Annotated in this window: 18 protein-coding genes; 7 read left to right on the plus strand and 11 right to left on the minus strand. The window is 49.3% G+C overall.

What is annotated here, in order from left to right; translation table 11 throughout:
• Positions 1-12: 12 nt before the first annotated feature.
• From acs to FEK30_RS13640, 3 genes are all read right to left on the minus strand, one after another.
• Positions 13-1,977: an acetate--CoA ligase gene (gene acs / locus FEK30_RS13630; protein ID WP_138073484.1), complete on the minus strand. Its 1,965-nt coding sequence runs from the start codon at positions 1,975-1,977 to the stop codon at positions 13-15.
• Between the two features lie 137 nt (positions 1,978-2,114).
• Positions 2,115-3,467 carry a tetratricopeptide repeat protein gene (locus tag FEK30_RS13635; RefSeq protein WP_138073485.1) on the minus strand — a complete coding sequence of 451 codons (1,353 nt, stop codon included), beginning with the start codon at positions 3,465-3,467 and terminating at the stop codon, positions 2,115-2,117.
• A 129-nt stretch (positions 3,468-3,596) separates the two neighbouring features.
• A complete protein-coding gene (locus FEK30_RS13640) occupies positions 3,597-4,262 on the minus strand; it encodes a nuclease-related domain-containing protein (protein ID WP_065710934.1) in 666 nt (221 codons plus the stop codon).
• A gap of 119 nt (positions 4,263-4,381) precedes the next feature.
• Between FEK30_RS13640 and FEK30_RS13645 the strand changes: the two genes are divergently transcribed.
• Positions 4,382-4,978, plus strand: coding sequence for a nitroreductase family protein (locus FEK30_RS13645; RefSeq protein ID WP_138073486.1), 597 nt, complete (start codon positions 4,382-4,384; stop codon positions 4,976-4,978).
• On the opposite strand, the gene FEK30_RS13650 is transcribed toward FEK30_RS13645, so the two are convergent.
• The 3 genes from FEK30_RS13650 to FEK30_RS13660 all read right to left on the minus strand — a co-directional run bounded on the left by FEK30_RS13650 (position 4,975) and on the right by FEK30_RS13660 (position 9,139).
• Entirely contained in the window at positions 4,975-5,640 is a 666-nt protein-coding gene (locus FEK30_RS13650; RefSeq protein WP_138073487.1) for a cytochrome b/b6 domain-containing protein, read from the minus strand. The genes FEK30_RS13645 and FEK30_RS13650 overlap by 4 nt on opposite strands.
• Positions 5,641-5,714: 74 nt before the next feature.
• Positions 5,715-7,685: an ABC1 kinase family protein gene (locus tag FEK30_RS13655; protein WP_138073488.1), complete on the minus strand. Its 1,971-nt coding sequence runs from the start codon at positions 7,683-7,685 to the stop codon at positions 5,715-5,717.
• Positions 7,686-7,801: 116 nt separating this feature from the next.
• Positions 7,802-9,139, minus strand: coding sequence for a S41 family peptidase (locus FEK30_RS13660; RefSeq protein WP_045441624.1), 1,338 nt, complete (start codon positions 9,137-9,139; stop codon positions 7,802-7,804).
• 738 nt (positions 9,140-9,877) lie between these two features.
• On the opposite strand from FEK30_RS13660, the gene remA reads away from it, so the two are divergent.
• From remA to clpP, 3 genes are all read left to right on the plus strand, one after another.
• Complete coding sequence (gene remA, locus FEK30_RS13665; RefSeq protein ID WP_012307456.1) at positions 9,878-10,150, plus strand: extracellular matrix/biofilm regulator RemA; 273 nt, start codon at positions 9,878-9,880, stop codon at positions 10,148-10,150.
• Positions 10,151-10,185: 35 nt separating this feature from the next.
• Positions 10,186-10,740 carry a guanylate kinase gene (gmk, locus tag FEK30_RS13670; protein WP_138073489.1) on the plus strand — a complete coding sequence of 185 codons (555 nt, stop codon included), beginning with the start codon at positions 10,186-10,188 and terminating at the stop codon, positions 10,738-10,740.
• Positions 10,741-10,818: 78 nt separating this feature from the next.
• Positions 10,819-11,415 carry an ATP-dependent Clp endopeptidase proteolytic subunit ClpP gene (gene clpP / locus FEK30_RS13675; RefSeq protein ID WP_012307458.1) on the plus strand — a complete coding sequence of 199 codons (597 nt, stop codon included), beginning with the start codon at positions 10,819-10,821 and terminating at the stop codon, positions 11,413-11,415.
• Positions 11,416-11,467: 52 nt separating this feature from the next.
• Here clpP and FEK30_RS13680 read toward each other — a convergent pair whose 3' ends face one another.
• Positions 11,468-12,280, minus strand: a complete 813-nt coding sequence (locus FEK30_RS13680) for a class I SAM-dependent methyltransferase (protein WP_138073490.1) — start codon at positions 12,278-12,280, stop codon at positions 11,468-11,470.
• A 302-nt stretch (positions 12,281-12,582) separates the two neighbouring features.
• On the opposite strand from FEK30_RS13680, the gene lexA reads away from it, so the two are divergent.
• The gene (gene lexA / locus FEK30_RS13685; RefSeq protein ID WP_099240768.1) at positions 12,583-13,200 is read left to right on the plus strand and encodes a transcriptional repressor LexA; all 618 of its coding nucleotides are present in this window, start codon (positions 12,583-12,585) and stop codon (positions 13,198-13,200) included.
• Between the two features lie 93 nt (positions 13,201-13,293).
• Here lexA and FEK30_RS13690 read toward each other — a convergent pair whose 3' ends face one another.
• Entirely contained in the window at positions 13,294-13,572 is a 279-nt protein-coding gene (locus FEK30_RS13690; protein ID WP_012307461.1) for a DUF1816 domain-containing protein, read from the minus strand.
• A 279-nt stretch (positions 13,573-13,851) separates the two neighbouring features.
• Here FEK30_RS13690 and FEK30_RS13695 point away from each other — a divergent pair, with 279 nt between their 5' ends.
• Positions 13,852-14,211: a ferredoxin-thioredoxin reductase catalytic domain-containing protein gene (locus tag FEK30_RS13695; protein ID WP_012307462.1), complete on the plus strand. Its 360-nt coding sequence runs from the start codon at positions 13,852-13,854 to the stop codon at positions 14,209-14,211.
• A gap of 5 nt (positions 14,212-14,216) precedes the next feature.
• A complete protein-coding gene (locus tag FEK30_RS13700; protein WP_138073491.1) occupies positions 14,217-14,600 on the plus strand; it encodes a DUF309 domain-containing protein in 384 nt (127 codons plus the stop codon).
• A gap of 19 nt (positions 14,601-14,619) precedes the next feature.
• Here the strand turns inward: FEK30_RS13700 and FEK30_RS13705 are convergent, their stop codons facing one another.
• The 3 genes from FEK30_RS13705 to FEK30_RS13715 all read right to left on the minus strand — a co-directional run bounded on the left by FEK30_RS13705 (position 14,620) and on the right by FEK30_RS13715 (position 16,827).
• Complete coding sequence (locus FEK30_RS13705) at positions 14,620-15,858, minus strand: lipid-A-disaccharide synthase-related protein (protein WP_138073492.1); 1,239 nt, start codon at positions 15,856-15,858, stop codon at positions 14,620-14,622.
• A 3-nt stretch (positions 15,859-15,861) separates the two neighbouring features.
• Positions 15,862-16,482 carry a YqiA/YcfP family alpha/beta fold hydrolase gene (locus tag FEK30_RS13710; RefSeq protein WP_138073493.1) on the minus strand — a complete coding sequence of 207 codons (621 nt, stop codon included), beginning with the start codon at positions 16,480-16,482 and terminating at the stop codon, positions 15,862-15,864.
• Positions 16,483-16,587: 105 nt separating this feature from the next.
• Positions 16,588-16,827, minus strand: coding sequence for a Uma2 family endonuclease (locus tag FEK30_RS13715; RefSeq protein ID WP_255447891.1), 240 nt, complete (start codon positions 16,825-16,827; stop codon positions 16,588-16,590).
• Positions 16,828-16,900: the final 73 nt, after the last annotated feature.

Raw genomic sequence — 16,900 nt, forward strand, 5'->3', positions numbered from 1 at the left:
GAGAATGGGGGGTTAGCCCCGGAGTTGGTCGAGGACGCTGCGGTCTTCGAGGGTAGAAGTATCGCCCACAATTTCCTGGCCTGCGGCTAGGTTCCGCAACAAACGCCGCATGATTTTCCCAGAACGGGTTTTGGGCATTACATCGGCAAAACGGATTTCTCCCGGACGGGCGATCGCCCCAATTTCTTTCACCACATGGGCCTTCAGTTCCGTTACGAGATCGTCGCTCGGACTGTAGGTGCCCTCAAGGGTGACAAAGGCAAATACCTCTTCCCCCTTAACCGGATCTGGCTTTCCAACCACGGCTGCTTCGGCGACGGCAGGGTGAGAAACGAGGGCCGATTCCACTTCCATGGTGCCGAGGCGATGGCCCGAAACATTTAAGACATCATCGACGCGACCCATAATCCAAAAATAGCCATCTTGGTCACGGCGTGCCCCGTCACCTGCGAAATAAAGGTATTGTCCATCTTTCGGGGCGATGTGCTCCCAATAGGTAGACCGGAAGCGTTCGGGATTGCCATAAACAGTGCGCATCATCCCAGGCCAGGGTTGTTTCACTACCAGGTAGCCGCCTTCGTTGTCACCGACGGAATTTCCATCAAGGTCAACGACATCCGCCACAATCCCCGGAAAAGGACGAGTCGCCGAGCCGGGTTTTGTGGGAGTTGCACCGGGTAAAGGCGTAATCATCACACCGCCGGTTTCCGTTTGCCACCATGTATCAACAATGGGACAACGTTCGCCACCAATAACCCGGTGGTACCACATCCAAGCTTCTGGATTAATCGGTTCACCCACGGTTCCTAAGAGGCGCAGGGAACTCATGTCATATTTATTGGGGATGTCTTCACCCATTTTGATAAAGGCCCGAATCGCCGTGGGTGCCGTGTAAAAAATGGTGACACCATATTTTTGAATAATTTCCCAATAGCAACCGGGATTAGACGGACGGGGTGCACCTTCATACATTAAGACCGTTGCCCCGTTAGATAGAGGGCCATAGGTAATGTAACTGTGGCCGGTGATCCAACCCACATCAGCACCACACCAATACACGTCATCATCTTTGAGATCAAAGATCCACTTAGTCGTTATATGGGTGTAGAGATTATAACCGCCCGTAGTGTGGACAACGCCCTTGGGTTTACCCGTGGTGCCGCTGGTATAAAGGATAAAGAGCATATCTTCGGCATCCATCGGCTCGGCGGGACAGTCAGCGGAGACTTCTTTTTGCAGCTCGTGCCACCAGTGATCCCGCCCGGCTTCCATGTGGACAGGCTCTTTGGTGCGTTGAACGACCAAGACATTCTCAACGCTGGGGGCATGATGATCGGCGATCGCCGCATCTACTTGATCCTTGAGGGGTACCGCTTTATCTTTGCGGAAGCCCCCGTCGGCGGTGATTACCAGTTTGGCTTCAGCGTCTTCGAGGCGACTGCGGAGGGCTTCCGCACTAAAGCCACCAAAGACGACGGTGTGGGGCGCACCAATGCGGGCACAGGCGAGGAGGGCAACGACGGCTTCGGGGATCATTGGCATATAAATCCCGACGCGATCACCTTTTTTGACGCCCAACTTTTTCATCGCATTGGCAAACTGGCAGACCTCGTGGTGTAGCTGGGCATAGGTGAAGGTACGGGAATCACCGGGTTCCCCTTCCCAGATGAGGGCGGCTTTATTTTTGCGCCAGGTTTTGAGATGACGGTCGAGGCAATTGTAGGAAATGTTAATTTTCCCGTTGACAAACCATTTGGCGAAGGGCGGTTGCCAATCGAGCACCTTGTCCCATTTCTCAAACCATTCTAATTCCTGCTCGGCGAGTTCCCCCCAAAAGCCTTCGGGGTCATTTTTCGCCCGGTCGTAGAGGGCTTGGTACTGGTCTAAGCTCTTGATCTGGGCCTCGGCAGCAAAGTCTGATGCAGGCGAAAAAAGGCGCTGCTCCTGGAGGATGGATTCAATGTTTTGTTCGGACATAATAGGGTTATTATCGTGGGATTTATTTCACCCCATTGTCCCCCAAGTCCGCCCCATCAGGGGGTCTCGTGCTTAAGCCGTAATGGTTTGCAAGATTTTTGCGCTCAAGTTGATTGAATGTACGCCTCGGATATGACCTAGGGAGATTCTTCTAAAGCGAGCAGGGTTTGCCAAGTGGCGATCGCCTCAGGGAACCATAACCAACTTTGTTCGAGGCGGCGGGGGTTGAGCTGGGAACGATCGAGATCTAGGGCGATCGCCCGGAGTTTTTCGGCTTTCCCCACAAGAATTTCCTGGTCAACGTCGGTGGGTTGCCCTTGGGCCAAATCGTACATACTAATCGCCAGGCCCGCATAAATCTCCGCCTGGAGGACTGGGGGGAAATCCTGGGTCGTTGCCGCTGCTAAGGCTTCATACCAACGATCATTGGCGGCTTCGTAATCTGCATTGAGGTAATGGACAAAACCCAGGGCCATCAAAATTTCGGGGTCGTTGGGCTGTTGGGCTAGGGCCATGTCCCAATTTTCTTGCACCGTGGCGATCGCCGTTGCTTGGGTTGGCGATGGTGGGACGGCGGCCAAGGTTGTTTGCCAGATATAGCGTCCCCGTAAAAAAGCAATGGTTTCATTCTCCGGGGCGATCGCTGGATCAAACAGTAACGGTTGCACCACACCAAAGGCTTGGCGATCAAGGAGTTCACCGAGGATCATCTCAGCATTGCCCCAATTGTCTTGGTCAATATCTGCCTGGGCCAACTGCACCAAGTCCGCATCAGTGAGCTTTTCTAATTCCTTTTCCGTCAGGCGCGTAATTCCCTCTGTGGTGGTGGTGGGCGTTACAGAAATGTTTTGTAAATGTCGGCCCAGCAAAATGCCCCCCAGGGTGAGCATGATGATCAAACCCAACCCTAGGAGGCTACGGGGAAAAGCCAATAGGGAGCGCCAGGAGGGAATCAAGAGCATTCCCCGATGATCATTTTCAGTATCCGTCTCCATCTCGGACGGTTCGGGCATATTCGCAAAAATATCTTGGATAAAGGCAACATCCTCTTCGGGTTCTGTCTCCCCCAGCCAAGACAAATCAACCGCTGTATCTAAATTTTCAGAATTGTCGGCACCAATGGCCCTGTCCCGTTGCCGAGAAAAGTGGACTGTGTAATTCTGCGGTTCGATAAACATCGCCTCCCATGGCAGAAACCACAAAATCCCATCCGGTAAGCCCAAATAAACGTGAATGGGAAGATTATCCACTTTGGCGATCGCCACCATGTCTTGCCAATGCTCGTAAATCTCTCCCGTAAAAAGGGCCGTAAACAGCATTTTCCCCCAGGTCTCTAGGGGGTAATTGGCCCAGGTTGCCAGCCAAGCTTCCGGTTGCCAAGTGACCACTGCCACGATGGGTTCCGCACCAGGGGCGATCGCCGAACTCAAACGCAATTGATACTGGTCATGGCCCAGGGCCAAGATAGACAATTGAAAATCGTGGAGCATAAAAAATCTGTCGTGTCCAGGGGGATTCTGTTACTTTGATCGTAAGCGAGTCTGAATTGTTTCTCGATCAAATTTTTGGGAAATGATGTAATTCGCCACCGCCTTGAACGACCACAGCTACCCCAGCGCTCAACCCAATTCCTGCAACTTTGCCACCAAATCCGCTTGGCCAATGACATAAACCCCGCGAATTTTTTTGTGGGAGACGGCCAACTGGGCACGGGTGAATACTAGCAACGGTGTGACAAAATCAAGCTTTTTTTTATCGCGTACCTGGAGCGCCTGCTTCATCACAATTTGTAAGAAATCCTTCTTAAAGCCATAGATCGTGCGTCCCATGCGGCGATGGAGCCGATGATCCTGGAAAATCACCGTGCCTTTATGGGATTTGACATCAATGACATAGGTTTTTTGCTGGGGCGAAAAGCAAATCACATCGGCATCCCCCAGGCCATCATCAAGGCGCATCCCATATTCAAAAGACCACCCCTGGGGCTCTAGTTCCTGGAGAATTTTGGCGACATTTTCCTCGGCTTTGGCCCCCTGAACGGCACGGTTTGCGGCTTGCCAAAGATCTAAACCCCGGAAAATAAAACCCATTGCCCCAAAGGCAGCGATCGCCACAATGACGATGGCCGCAATAAACCCTAGACCAATCGCCAAGACCGGAAACATGAACACCACCAAGACCGGGAGTCCTCCCGCCGCCAAGAAAGCCCGCCAGGACTGGAGGCGACGTCTAAAGGCTAAGCGACGTACATTTTGACCCGCTGTTCTAGGGGAAGAGGCAACCATAACTAGCCCAGATAAAAGTTAATCCATCAATAATCCACCAAACATCCAACCCAAAAGTCGTTATCCTAAAGCTGGAATTTAGTTTTCTTTCTATTGCCCATTATTCTGTCGTAAGTTCCATGGAAAAACCCGCCCAAACTCAATATCCAATTCACCCCCTACTGCGTCAACGGTTTAGTACGGTCATCTTTGATGGCGATCGCCCCGTCGAAGCAGAAAAAATTGGGAGCTTATTAGAAGCCGCCCGGTGGGCTTCCTCTTGTTTTAATGAACAGCCTTGGCGGTTTTTGATGGCCACAAAAGCTGATGCTGCTGCCTATGGCAAAATGTTGGACTGCCTGATGGAAACAAACCAGACCTGGGCAAAAAACGCATACATTCTGATGATTTCTGTCGGAAAACAGCGATTTACCCGCAATGATAACCCGAATCCCTACGGAATGTATGATGTGGGCCAAGCCTTGACCAGTTTAACGATCCAAGCTGAAGCCCTCGGTCTGCGGGTACACCAAATGGGCGGTTTCGATAAAGACAAAGCCCGTGACCGCTACAAAATTCCCGCTGGCTTTGAACCGGCCGCTGCCGTGGCCATTGGCTATCCGGGTGATATTACCACAGCACCAGAAGCCCTCCAGGAACGGGAACAAAGCCCCCGTAGCCGTAAACCCTTTGCGGAAATTGTCTTTACTGGAACGTGGAAAAATCCCTATTTCTAAAAATTAAACAAGGGTACAACCAAAGCAAAAAGCACCCCTAAACCGACAATGATTTCTAGGGATTTCAGTAACAAGCTCTGCCGCTGCTGGAATCCCTGTAACCAGTTTTTGGGGCGATCGCCTTCCCGTTGCCCCAGACTAACCATCGAAGTTAATAGGGGGACACCTCCAACTTTAATGCCCAAAAGTAAGTGCAGAGCCAGCGCCCCAAACATGACCCCCCAGGCCAACAGATGACCAAGGTAGGCGAAATGATTGAGTTCTCCTGCCGGTAGCCATTCTTCCTTCATCATCCGGCCTGTAATGACAGCTAAGGTTCCCGCCAGCAGCATGCCTGTATTAATCAGTCGATGGGCCGAAACCCACCCAATCGGTTTTCCCAGTTGCTTTAATTGCGTCAGGGAATTCGGCTGCAGCAAACGGCGATCGCCCAGACGAAAACTGTACACCGCAAAGAACGGTAGCAATAAAAAGAATGTTAAGGCGATCGTTCCATGGATGCCCTGCATCGCTTCGAGCCGTGGTAGACCCAAACGGCCCCAGCGACCATCATAAATGTCGTAAACCCAAAACCCCGTATCTAAAGCCAGCAATACCAGAATCGCCGTTAGGCCATGGAGCAAGCGTAATAAAATAGGTTGATATGGTTTAGATTGTGCCATGGCCCCACAATGTCTTTGAGATTGCTAATATTTGCTCAATTTTACGCAAAAAAGCAACCCATTTCCCTAAGACATTACCGTAACGCAGACTTTGGCAGCGGCAGAGACCCAGGATAACGGATCACCTCCCGTTGACGAGTCTTATCTCCGTTGGGATCGGCCAACAAAACATTACGGATGAAACGGGCGGCAATGCGCTGCAAGAGTCCCTCAGCGATTTTCTGACCTAATTGTTGCGTTTCCGGCTTAATGAGCACTTTAGGAATCAAAGGCAAAATAAACATCGGGTCAAAATCAGGGGTTTCCTGGAGGATACGCCAAATATTTTGAATGTGCACCAGGTTCGCCCGGTCTTCTGCACTCATCCCCCTAGTCTGGTTGTGGGTCGGCTTTTGGCCCAACTGCTCTTGTACCAAACTGGTAATGTTTTGGAAGGTATTACGTCCGAGGATATCCACCGATTGAATAATTTCTTCGGCAAGGCGCTCCCGGATAAATTCACCCCGTTCTGAAAAGATATAGTCAATGGCTTGATTAACCGCCCCTTTAAGATCGTAGTCGGTAGAATTCTTTGCATTGTTCAGTAAATTTTCGAGGCGATTCCAGCGAAAACTGCCTTCTTTAAACAATAAATCCTTCAGAGAATGACGTAATTCCGGAGAATTATCGGTCAACAAGCGCTTTGCAACATAGGGATAAGCTTTACTCAAGACTTTAAATTCTGGATCAACACCAATGGCAATCCCTTCGAGGGTCACCATCGAACGAATAATCAAAGCATAGTAGGCAGGCACCTTAAACGGAAATTCGTACATAATGCCCGACATTTGATCCGTGATGCTCTTAAAATTAAGTTCCGCAACACTAGCTCCCAAAGCATTATTAAAAACGGTGCTTAGAGCAGGCACGATGGGCGCAAGATCAGTATCTGGCTTAAGAAAATCTAATTTGACATAGTCATGGGCCAGGGCTTCAAAATCGCGGTTAACTAGGTGCACCACAGCTTCGATTAACCCATAACGTTGGTAGGGTTCGATCATGCTCATCATGCCAAAGTCCAGATAGGCAAGGCGACCATCATCGAGGGCTAAAAGATTGCCAGGGTGGGGATCAGCATGGAAAAAGCCAAATTCCAGGAGTTGGCGGAGGGAACATTCCACCCCGACTTCAACCAAATGGGTGGCATCAATCCCTTTGGCGGCGACTTCCTTGAGGTTAGTTAGCTTCGTGCCATCGAGCCACTCCATGGTGAGGACGCGCTTACCGGTATATTTCCAGTAAATTTTTGGCACATAGATTTCTGCCATGCCGCCGTAGAGTTTCTTGAATTTCTCTGCGTTACGTCCTTCCTGGGCATAGTTCATTTCTTCGAAGATACGCGCCGCAAATTCGTCGGTAATGCCAATCAGGTCGGAGCGGACTTGTTTAACATTATTTTGGAGCCAGCGGGCAATGCGCCGCATGATAAAAATATCGAGGTTGATGCGCTGTTGCAGGTCAGGGCGCTGAACTTTTACGGCAACTTTTTCGCCGGTTTTGAGGCGAGCTTGATAGACTTGGCCGAGGGAGGCGGCAGCAAGGGGATGATCTGAGATCTCGGCGTAGATTTTTTCGGGAGGCTGTCCTAATTCTTCTTCAATGAAGCGAAAGGCAATTTCATTCGGAAAAGAAGGAAGTTGATCCTGAAGACTGGTTAGCTCCGTCAGATAGACGGGAGGGACGAGGTCAGGACGGGTAGAGAGGGCTTGGCCAATTTTGATGTAGGTGGGGCCTAATTTCGTCAGAATCGCCTTGAGGTGATCGGCTTGTTTCTGTTGGGCTTTGGGATTGTTGTTGTTTCCAGTGGCCTTAGCCCACCAAATTCTGAGTAGCAGGCCACTAAAGCTGGAAATAATGGTGAGGAGGCGTCCCAGAACAGCAAAGGGACGATTGCGGTATTTGGCTTCGATCGCCTCTGGATTGTAACGCCACAGCTCGGACTCCTGGGCGGGCTGTTCGATGACCGAATTGACCGGGGTCGCGGGGGTACGGGTCTGGTATGGCATAGTTTATCCGATGCGATCGCCTACAGTTGAATGGGTTGCATTGTAAATGATTGTAACAAATGTTTCTGGGTTACTCATCTACGGGAACTGCAGACGATCAAAGCGACGGGAGGTGCTTAATTGGAGATGGCACCAGACGAGCGGGCGCTGAGGGGGGCTTGTTTGCCTGGAGTTTCACTAAGGCGCTGGTTCTGGAGAATATTGACTGCCTTGAGAAACTGGGGATCAGCACTCGTCCCGATCAAACTCGGATCGAGACGCAGTTGTGTGAACTGTTCATTATCCAGTTCTACGGTAATGTCAGGACTAACCCCATTCATATTGATACTCATGCCACTGGGGGGATAGTACCGGGAGATTGTGACTGCCAGGCCCGCACCGTTGGATAATTCATGGACTGATTGGACGGTGCCCTTACCGTAGGTGCGAGTCCCCACCAGGGTTGCCCGTTGGTTGTCCTTGAGGGCCGCCGCTAAGATTTCGCTGGCACTGGCGGAGTTTTCATCCACAAGCACGACGAGGGGTAAATCGGTAATCGCTGTTTGGTTGGCGCTAAATTGGCGATCGCCCCCTTTGCGATCCACTGTGCGAACGATTGCCCCTTCTTCCATCCACATCCGGGCAATATCAACGCTGGAGTAGAGTAAGCCCCCAGGATTTCCCCGGAGATCCAGCACAAAACCCGTAACCGTTTCCGCCTTTAGATCCTGGATCGCGTTATACATTTGCTCAGCGGCATGGGAACTAAACTCATCAAGGCGAATGTAGCCAACTTTTTCGTCCCCGATGGTTTGTACCCCGTAGTTCACCGTGGCCAATTCAATTTTTGCCCGCGTAATCGCAAGATCTAGGGAAGACTGGTCGCGGCGACGAATTTTTAAATTTACTTCAGTCCCTTCTAGGCCCCGAATCAGTTCCGAAGACTGCTCTAGGCTCAAAAGAGCGGTCACCTGACCATCAATTTGCATAATCTGATCTTCCGCTTGGACTCCCGCCGCCTCTGCCGGAGAATCCGGGAGGACATCGACCACCGTCAAGATCCCAGTTTCCGCATTAATTTCCATGCGGATGCCAATGCCAGATAGTTCTCCGGTGGTTTGGCTGGTTAGGGTTTCAAACTCCTCTGGATCAAGGAATCGAGTGTAGGGATCTCCCAAGCTTCTGAGGGCACCACGAATTTGACGATAGGCCGTGTCATAGGTATCGTAGTTCTGGCTTAATAAATCTTCGCGGAGCTTTAGCCAAGATTCCGGCTCAAAATTTTTGGCAACGGATTCTGTGTAGACGATCTGCCACATCTCATCAACGATGGCTTTCGGACTATCTTCCATCGCGGCGATCGCCGGACGAGACAAACTGGGCACAGTCAACAAAACTAAAACAGATAACGTTCTGAGGGCACCCTTTACAAAAGTATCTGGGCAACGAGGCAAAGACAGAGCAATCTTTTTCATGGAGATCTGAAGGCGAAAGAAAAAGGGGGGAGGAATGGCGCAAATCACCCCATTGGGACAGGTCAAAGTCAACAATCTACTTTCCTTCTGACTTCCCCACCGGAAAAACGGTTGGAAAAAGCCCCCTGGAAACCCCTGGGCTTGACCCTAAAAACGCTGTGGGCGAGAAATTTGCAAGTCTCGTACGCTTTTAGATCAGCTTAGAGGGGAGATTGACTCGACCGAATCTTGTGCGGTTGCCCTCCATTGTAATCAATTCAGTTTTGCTTTTATCGGGTACGACAGCACATTCTTACAAAGGGCTTAACGGGTCGCTGAAGCCATGGGACATCTGTATCTCAATTACTCCACCAATTAGCCCCAATTTTCAGCAATTATGCTGGGGTGGTGATCTGCTATTCCACAGAAACCGAGGTGATTCTGTTACTATCTGCCGCTGAGCATCTTAGGGATCAAGAGATACCGCGTTGCCACCCCGACTAATGAATCTACGGAGAAGCTAGATCTCCGTAATAAATCTATGCAATATAGGGCAAGAATGGTGCTTTTGCTTTAAGATAGGCGAGATTTTTCGTCCCATGGGTAAACAACTGTAAAAATCAAGAAATTTATATTATTTTTGCCCTTAAATCGTTGTATCTCCGATTTTTTCTCGCTACCATTGGACTTGAGTTATAAGTGCTCGATCAACCATCTGTAACCTTAACTGGCTGCTGCTAGTGAAAGCTCAAGCGACCTATGGAAATACAATTAATTAATATCGGTTTCGGTAATATTGTCTCTGCCAATCGTGTCATTGCGATTGTGAGTCCTGAGTCTGCACCGATCAAACGGATCATTAGCGATGCGCGCGATCGCGGCCAATTAATTGATGCCACCTATGGTAGACGTACCCGAGCAGTGATTATTACAGATTCCAGCCATGTGGTACTATCAGCGATCCAACCAGAGACAGTGGCCCATCGCTTTGTTGTGCAAAAAGATCCCGCCATGGCGATGACCAAAGTTTAACGGTTGAGTTATCATCTCCCGTCGCCGCCGAATCCATGACCACCCCCGGAAAATTAATTGTCCTCACAGGGCCCAGTGGTGTTGGTAAAGGAACCTTAGTTCGTTCTTTACTGCCGCGCCACCAAAATTTATTTCTCTCGATCTCAGCAACAACCCGTCAGCCCCGCCCCGGAGAAGTGGATGGGCAAGACTATTTTTTCAAAACCCGTGAACAATTTGAGACGATGATCGCTGCGGGGGAGCTCCTCGAATGGGCCGAGTATGCGGGAAATTACTATGGCACCCCTCTGCCTCCGGTGAAAACACAAATTCAACAGGGAAACTTTGTCATCCTCGAAATCGAGGTCATTGGGGCCAACCAAGTTAAAGAAATCTATGCAGATGCCCTCAGAATTTTTATTTTGCCACCGTCCTTTGAAGAATTAGAACAGCGGCTGCGGGGACGGGGGAACGATCCAGAAGCGGCGATCGCCAAACGGCTCGTCCGGGCAAAAGAAGAACTGGCCATGAGCCATGAGTTCGACCATGAAATTGTCAATGACGACCTAGAAACAGCCTTAACAGAACTCGAAAAAGTGATTTTCAGCTAGCCGAAACGCCACCGCTGCCAACTGAATCCATTACAATCAAACAAATAAGACATAAACAACAACGAGCTTACAGACCCCATGATTCCAACCGTTATCGAAAGTTCTGGTCGGGGCGAACGTGCCTTTGATATTTACTCTCGTCTACTCCGGGAGCGCATTGTGTTCCTCGGCACCCAAGTCAACGACGAAATTGCCAATCTCATCGTGGCACAGTTGTTATTCCTCGAAGCCGATGATCCCGAAAAGGATATTTACCTCTACATCAATTCTCCGGGGGGTTCTGTCTCAGCCGGCATGGGGATCTTCGATACGATGAACCAAGTGCGTCCGGATGTTTGTACGATCTGTATTGGTCTAGCGGCCAGTATGGGGGCATTTCTGCTGAGTGCTGGGGCCAAAGGGAAGCGCATGAGCTTACCCAACTCCCGGATTATGATCCACCAACCCCTAGGCGGCGCCCAGGGTCAGGCGACGGATATTGAAATTCAAGCCAAAGAAATTCTTTATCTCAAAGGCAAGCTCAACCAACACCTGGCTGACCACACAGGCCAACCTTTAGAAAAGATTGAGATTGATACAGACCGCGATTTCTTCATGTCTGCGGCGGAGGCAAAGGATTATGGCCTCATTGATCAGGTCATTGAGAGAAGTCCTTCGGCCACCAATCCAGCTTAGATTTTTTTCTGTTGTGAATGATTGATCGTCCTCCTATTCCTAGGGGGATTTTTTATGATGGGGGTTTGTCACCTGTGGCGCGATAAATGGTCAGGGTAATTGCGCCGTGGGGATGTTGCGGCACTTGACGAAAGTGAGTTAAGCCGTTTTCGAGGCGGTCGGGATTTTTGCCTAATTTCTCTACCATCTGGGGGATCATCAGTTTGATCCAGGTGTCGAGATGATCGACTAAGCCTTTGAGGTCTTGATCTTGGGGACTGTGCCAATGGTGAACGGCGATCGCCTCATTTTTAACCCCAGTAAAGCCCGCCTGTTCTAAATATCCCCCTAAGCTGCGACCAACGTAGGGATTGCCGTCTGCAACTTGAAATAATTCACAAAGAGCCTGCTGAAAATAGTCAAAATCAGGATGGGGCGGATAGATTAAAAGATTTTGGTAATCGGTTTCTGTTAGGCAAATTTTGCCCCCTGGTCGTAAAACTCGCAACGCTTCAGCAATAATTCCCGCCGAATCGGGTACGTGCTCCAGGAGCCAGACAGTCAGGGCAAAATCAAAGGTATTTTCTGCCCAGGGCAAGGTGTAAGCATCTCCCACTTGGAGGTCAGTCTTGAATCCCAGGCGACGTAAATATTCTGTGGCATAGGCAATTTGATGGGGTTGGTGATCGATGCCCGCAAAGGTTAGGGTGGGAAACTTTTCACCGATGATCCCAAGGACAGCGCCGACGCCGCAACCGATGTCTAAAATTTTCGCCTTGGGGTCAAATGCGAGATCTTTTAACAACAGGCGATCGCCCCAGTAGCGTGCTTGATCAACAAGACGTTGTTGTTCCTCTGGATCATACCCGTGGATATATTCAGCCATATCCTTATTTTCTACCCAAAATATGCCTGCTCAACAATCTAACGCACTTAATCGCTCTTTCCCTGACGTTGTGGCTTGTTTCTGGCGGATCCAAGCCAGAGTTTTGAGGAAATTAATGCAATAAAGCTCAAAAAATATTACAGATTGCCCGTGAAGTTGTTGCCATTGGGAACATAGTTTAGTACAAATCATCTTAAGATCATGTGTTTTGTACCATGGCACCATAAACATTCAACGCCTTCACGCCCCTGGCTCGTCTATTGAAGTGATTAAGCTCGCGGCACTGGCGCAATATTCCGACTATGCAAAAATTAACTGTTGCCCAACAAGAACTCTACGATTGGCTTGTTTACTACATCCAGACAAACCAACATGCCCCATCCATTCGCCAGATGATGGTCGCGATGAATTTGCGATCGCCAGCACCAATCCAAAGCCGTTTAGAGCGACTGCGCAAGAAAAAATACATCGACTGGATCGATGGCAAAGCCCGTACTCTCAAGATTTTGCGCCCCCAACAACAGCGAGAAGGTCTGCCGATTCTGGGGACAATTACCGCTGGTGGCCTAGTTGAACCTTTTACGGATGATCAAAGTGAGACCCTAATCCTCAATCAAGTCGTCAACCAACCCAATTGTTATGCCCTCAAAGTTACCGGTGACAGCATGATTGAGGCCCTCATTACCGAAGGGGACTACGCGATTATGCAAAAAGTATTTGATCCAGACCGTGTTAAAAATGGCACCATTGTTGCGGCGCGTGTGACAGGGGACGGCACAACCCTAAAGCACTTTTATCGGGAAGGAAAAAAAGTTGTTCTTAAGCCCGCAAACCCCAAGTATGACGAAATAAAAACCGATGCGCTGAATGTCGATTTACAGGGGGTTTTAGTGGGAGTTTGGCGCGGCTACGGCCAATAGGCGACGATAAACTTCAATAGAAATAGAAAGTACAACCCCTGAATTATTTGACTCGCAGAGATATTCATTCAGGTTACCGTTAATCTTTGTTATTTATGCTTCTTCCGGACAAATAGTCAGTTGTGCTGGGGGCATCGTTTGATTTAAAACAACCTGGGTAATTGTGGCCTGTTCTCGTTCCAAGTCTTCTTGGTAACCCGCCAGATGACAGCGGGCTATTTTTTCACTGGAAAAAGGGCCAAAGTAGTAGACACAAAATGGATTCATGGTAGTCACTTTGAGCCACCAATCGCGATTATAGGGTTGGTTGAGATAATAAAATACAGAACCCAGGGCTAGGGAATAGACCGCAAAAATAATTAAACCAGTCATTGTTCAAACCTCACTACAGCAAACGTCAATATTTATGTAGATGCTTCAGCAGACAAATTTCGCAATTTCGACCAGAAATCAATGGTTTTCGCCAATATTTGTTGCTAGGCACTGGACGAGGAGACTTTTGGTTGAAAAATTCTCCCAGGCGATCGCCCGCTGAATAATATGACTCCTTAAATGCTAGCGAAGTTTCCAGGGCACAGACCCCAAGCAGTTGAGGAAATTCACGAAAGCGTACTATCGTATAAACAGTCCCATACACCAGAAAATACCGCGATGACTGCTGAGAACAATGCTTCCGACAAGGCTTTAGAGTTGATGAAAAACTTTGCCGAAAAATACGCCCAACGCACAGGCACCTATTTTTGTGTCGATCCTTCGGTAACGGCAGTTGTGATCGAAGGCCTCGCTAAACATAAAGAAGAATTGGGCGCGCCCCTCTGTCCCTGTCGCCATTACGAAGACAAAAAAGCGGAAGTCGACAATGCCTTTTGGAACTGCCCCTGTGTCCCCATGCGGGAGCGCAATGATTGTCACTGTATGCTCTTTATCACCGAAGACAACGATTTCGCTGGCGATAAGCAGGAAATTGAACTGGATTACGTCAAAGAAGTAGCGGCGAGCATGAAAGGATAGAGCCGATGACAATTCCAGAGACTTTTTTCGTGGGGGTAGAGCAACTAAATACTCAACAGTTTTATGCGTGCCACGATACCCTTGAGGCTCTGTGGTTTGAGGCTATGGAGCCAGAAAAGTCTCTTTACCAAGGTATTTTGCAAATTGCCGTGGCTTGTTATCACCTCAGTAATGATAATCTCAGGGGCGCGACAATTCTCATGGGAGAAGGGCTACGTCGCCTCCGCCAGACGGAAGAAGAAGTTTATGGTGGCCTGAATCTTGTGGACTTTATTCAGCAGGGAGAGGTGCTGCTCGCCAGTTTGCAACAGTTGCCCATGGCAGAGGTGACAGCTTTTTATCAGGCGCTCCAGGCAGAAAATCGTTTCCCACGCCTCAATTCCGTTTAGGTTGTTTCTTCTCTAAATATTAAAGTGCCAAAAGATGACTAGCGATACGGTGGGCCGCCCCAGCCGTCCCCATGCGTTCCTGGCCGTTGATGGCGATCGCCTGGAGTAAGTCAGGATGACTCAGCAGAAAATCCACTTTGTCAGGAACTGCGTTGGGGCGAGAGCAAAGAAGCACGGATTCTCCCAGGAGCCGGGTTTGGGCTTCAGCGAAGGCCGGGGTAAATTGGGGGCCAGCACCGACGATGGTCAAAGCAGGCTTTCCAAGGCCAACAAATTGTTCGGTGGCCGTACCCGCCATGGCGATCGCCAAATCAGCACAGTGTAAACTTTCGGCATAGCGATGTTGGGTGAAGACAAGCTGAGCTTTATTTTGCTGGAAAACCTGGGCTTCAGGATCACCAAACGTGAGTTCAGTGGGCTGAGAATCGAGTTTTTGCCAACCTAAAGAGGACAAACAGTCGAAGAATTCTCCTGGGTCGAGACTAGGGGCGATCGCCGCAATAAAATTCACCGCCTGGTACTTTTCCACAAATAATTGTGCGGCTTGGAGAATTTTTTGCCAATTGTGCAGGGCTTCCGGGGGGCGCGAACCGGGCAGCAAGACAAAGGTCAAAGTTTGTTTTGTTTCTTTCTGGGGCAAATTTTCAGGAGGTTCAAGGCCATCCATCATGGGATTGCCTAAATTTACGGCGGGAATCTTGTAGGCTGTTAAAACATCGGTGGTGAGGCGATCGCGCGGATAAACAGCCACACATTTTTTCCGACTGAGCAGCCACCGTTCCCAAGGCAAATAAACTGACCCAAACCACTTTTCAAGGGCAGAAGTTTTCGGGAGCCAATTTCCCTGGCGATCGCGCAAATAATATTCTGATTTTGCTGTCCCCACAAAAGCATACCGGCAACCACTGAGCCACGCAAAAATGAGCGGGACAATATCACCCACCGCAAGAATTAAGGACTTTTCTTTTCCTTGATTTTTCCACCGTTTCACAGCCTGATATTGTTGCCAAGTGAGCTGCAGTAAACCCCCTTTAAGATCCCGCATTAATTGCCGATTATCCATATAAACAAAGCCCCCGGAAGGCATTTGCTGGGTACGACCAATGATCGGTATATCTAATTTTTGGTAGGCATGACCTGTACCAACAATAGGCAACGCAGCGAGGCTCACCTCTGGGTTTTGGGCTTGGATGGCGCTGAGGATTTGGACGGCGATCGCATCTTCTCCGTGGCCATTACTGAGACATAAAATCCGCATCGGTTAACCCCCAAATAAAAACTGTTTTGTTTCTTGCACAAGCGTGTCTAAGCAATTACCTAAACTGTGGTCACTGTCGAGGGAAATCAACGTTGTCCAGGGTCGATCTTTACAATAATCTTCGCTCACTTGAATGGGTACTGTCTCATCGTGAATGCCGTGGAGAATTAACGTTGATGTTGTATTTTTAAATGAATAATTCGCGTAAGTTTCTGCATCTTGAAAAAAGTTGTAGTGAAGAGGAATTTCCCGCTGGTAGCTGTAGTGAAACACCGGACGATAGATTTCTTTTTGCCATTCTGCGATGGTGGTTTCGCCTAAGCGACGACGCCAATTGGTGGTGAATTGGAAAGCCGGGGCCAGCAAAACAATTTTTTTAACCAGTTCTGGACATTGTTCCGCCAGAATTGCCGCAGTGAGGCCCCCCAAACTTGAACCAATGATGTAACTGGGTTCTGTGAGCAGGGGTTTAAGCTGCGCCAGTTGTCGGGAAATGGTTAAGCCACCGAAATTGTCTTGGTTCAGATCGGGAATAACGAGATCAGGAATATGTTCGGCGAAATACTGGGCTTTGCGGGATTGGGGACTAGAAGCGAAGCCGTGGAGATAGAGGGTGCGGGTCATCAGCCAGGGAAACGGACAGCACAGACCATCATCTAATATTTTGGGTGTTTGGGCGAAGGGCGATCGCCTTTCTATTCGTCATCAAGAGTCTCAAGAATTGCATTTTCATAAAGAAAGATCAGCCACAGCACATTCAAATTCAATACTAGGGAGCCAAAAGGTTTCGTCGGGGCCGTAGTCGCTGTAGCCCCACATCCGGCCCGATTGCCGCTGGTAAAGGGCCACAGAAATTTGTTGACTGTCGATTAAAACATATTCCTGGAGGCTGGGGATTTGCCGATAGAGCTTTAGTTTACGGCTTTGGTCATAGTTGGCGGTGCTGGGAGAAAGGACTTCTATAATCACCGTGGGATGCTGAATCTCCTTTGCTGTGTGATTACCGTTTCCATTGCGGTACAAGCTTATTAGCAGATAAGGT

Source organism: Picosynechococcus sp. PCC 11901 (assembly GCF_005577135.1).
Classification (GTDB): domain Bacteria; phylum Cyanobacteriota; class Cyanobacteriia; order Cyanobacteriales; family MRBY01; genus MRBY01.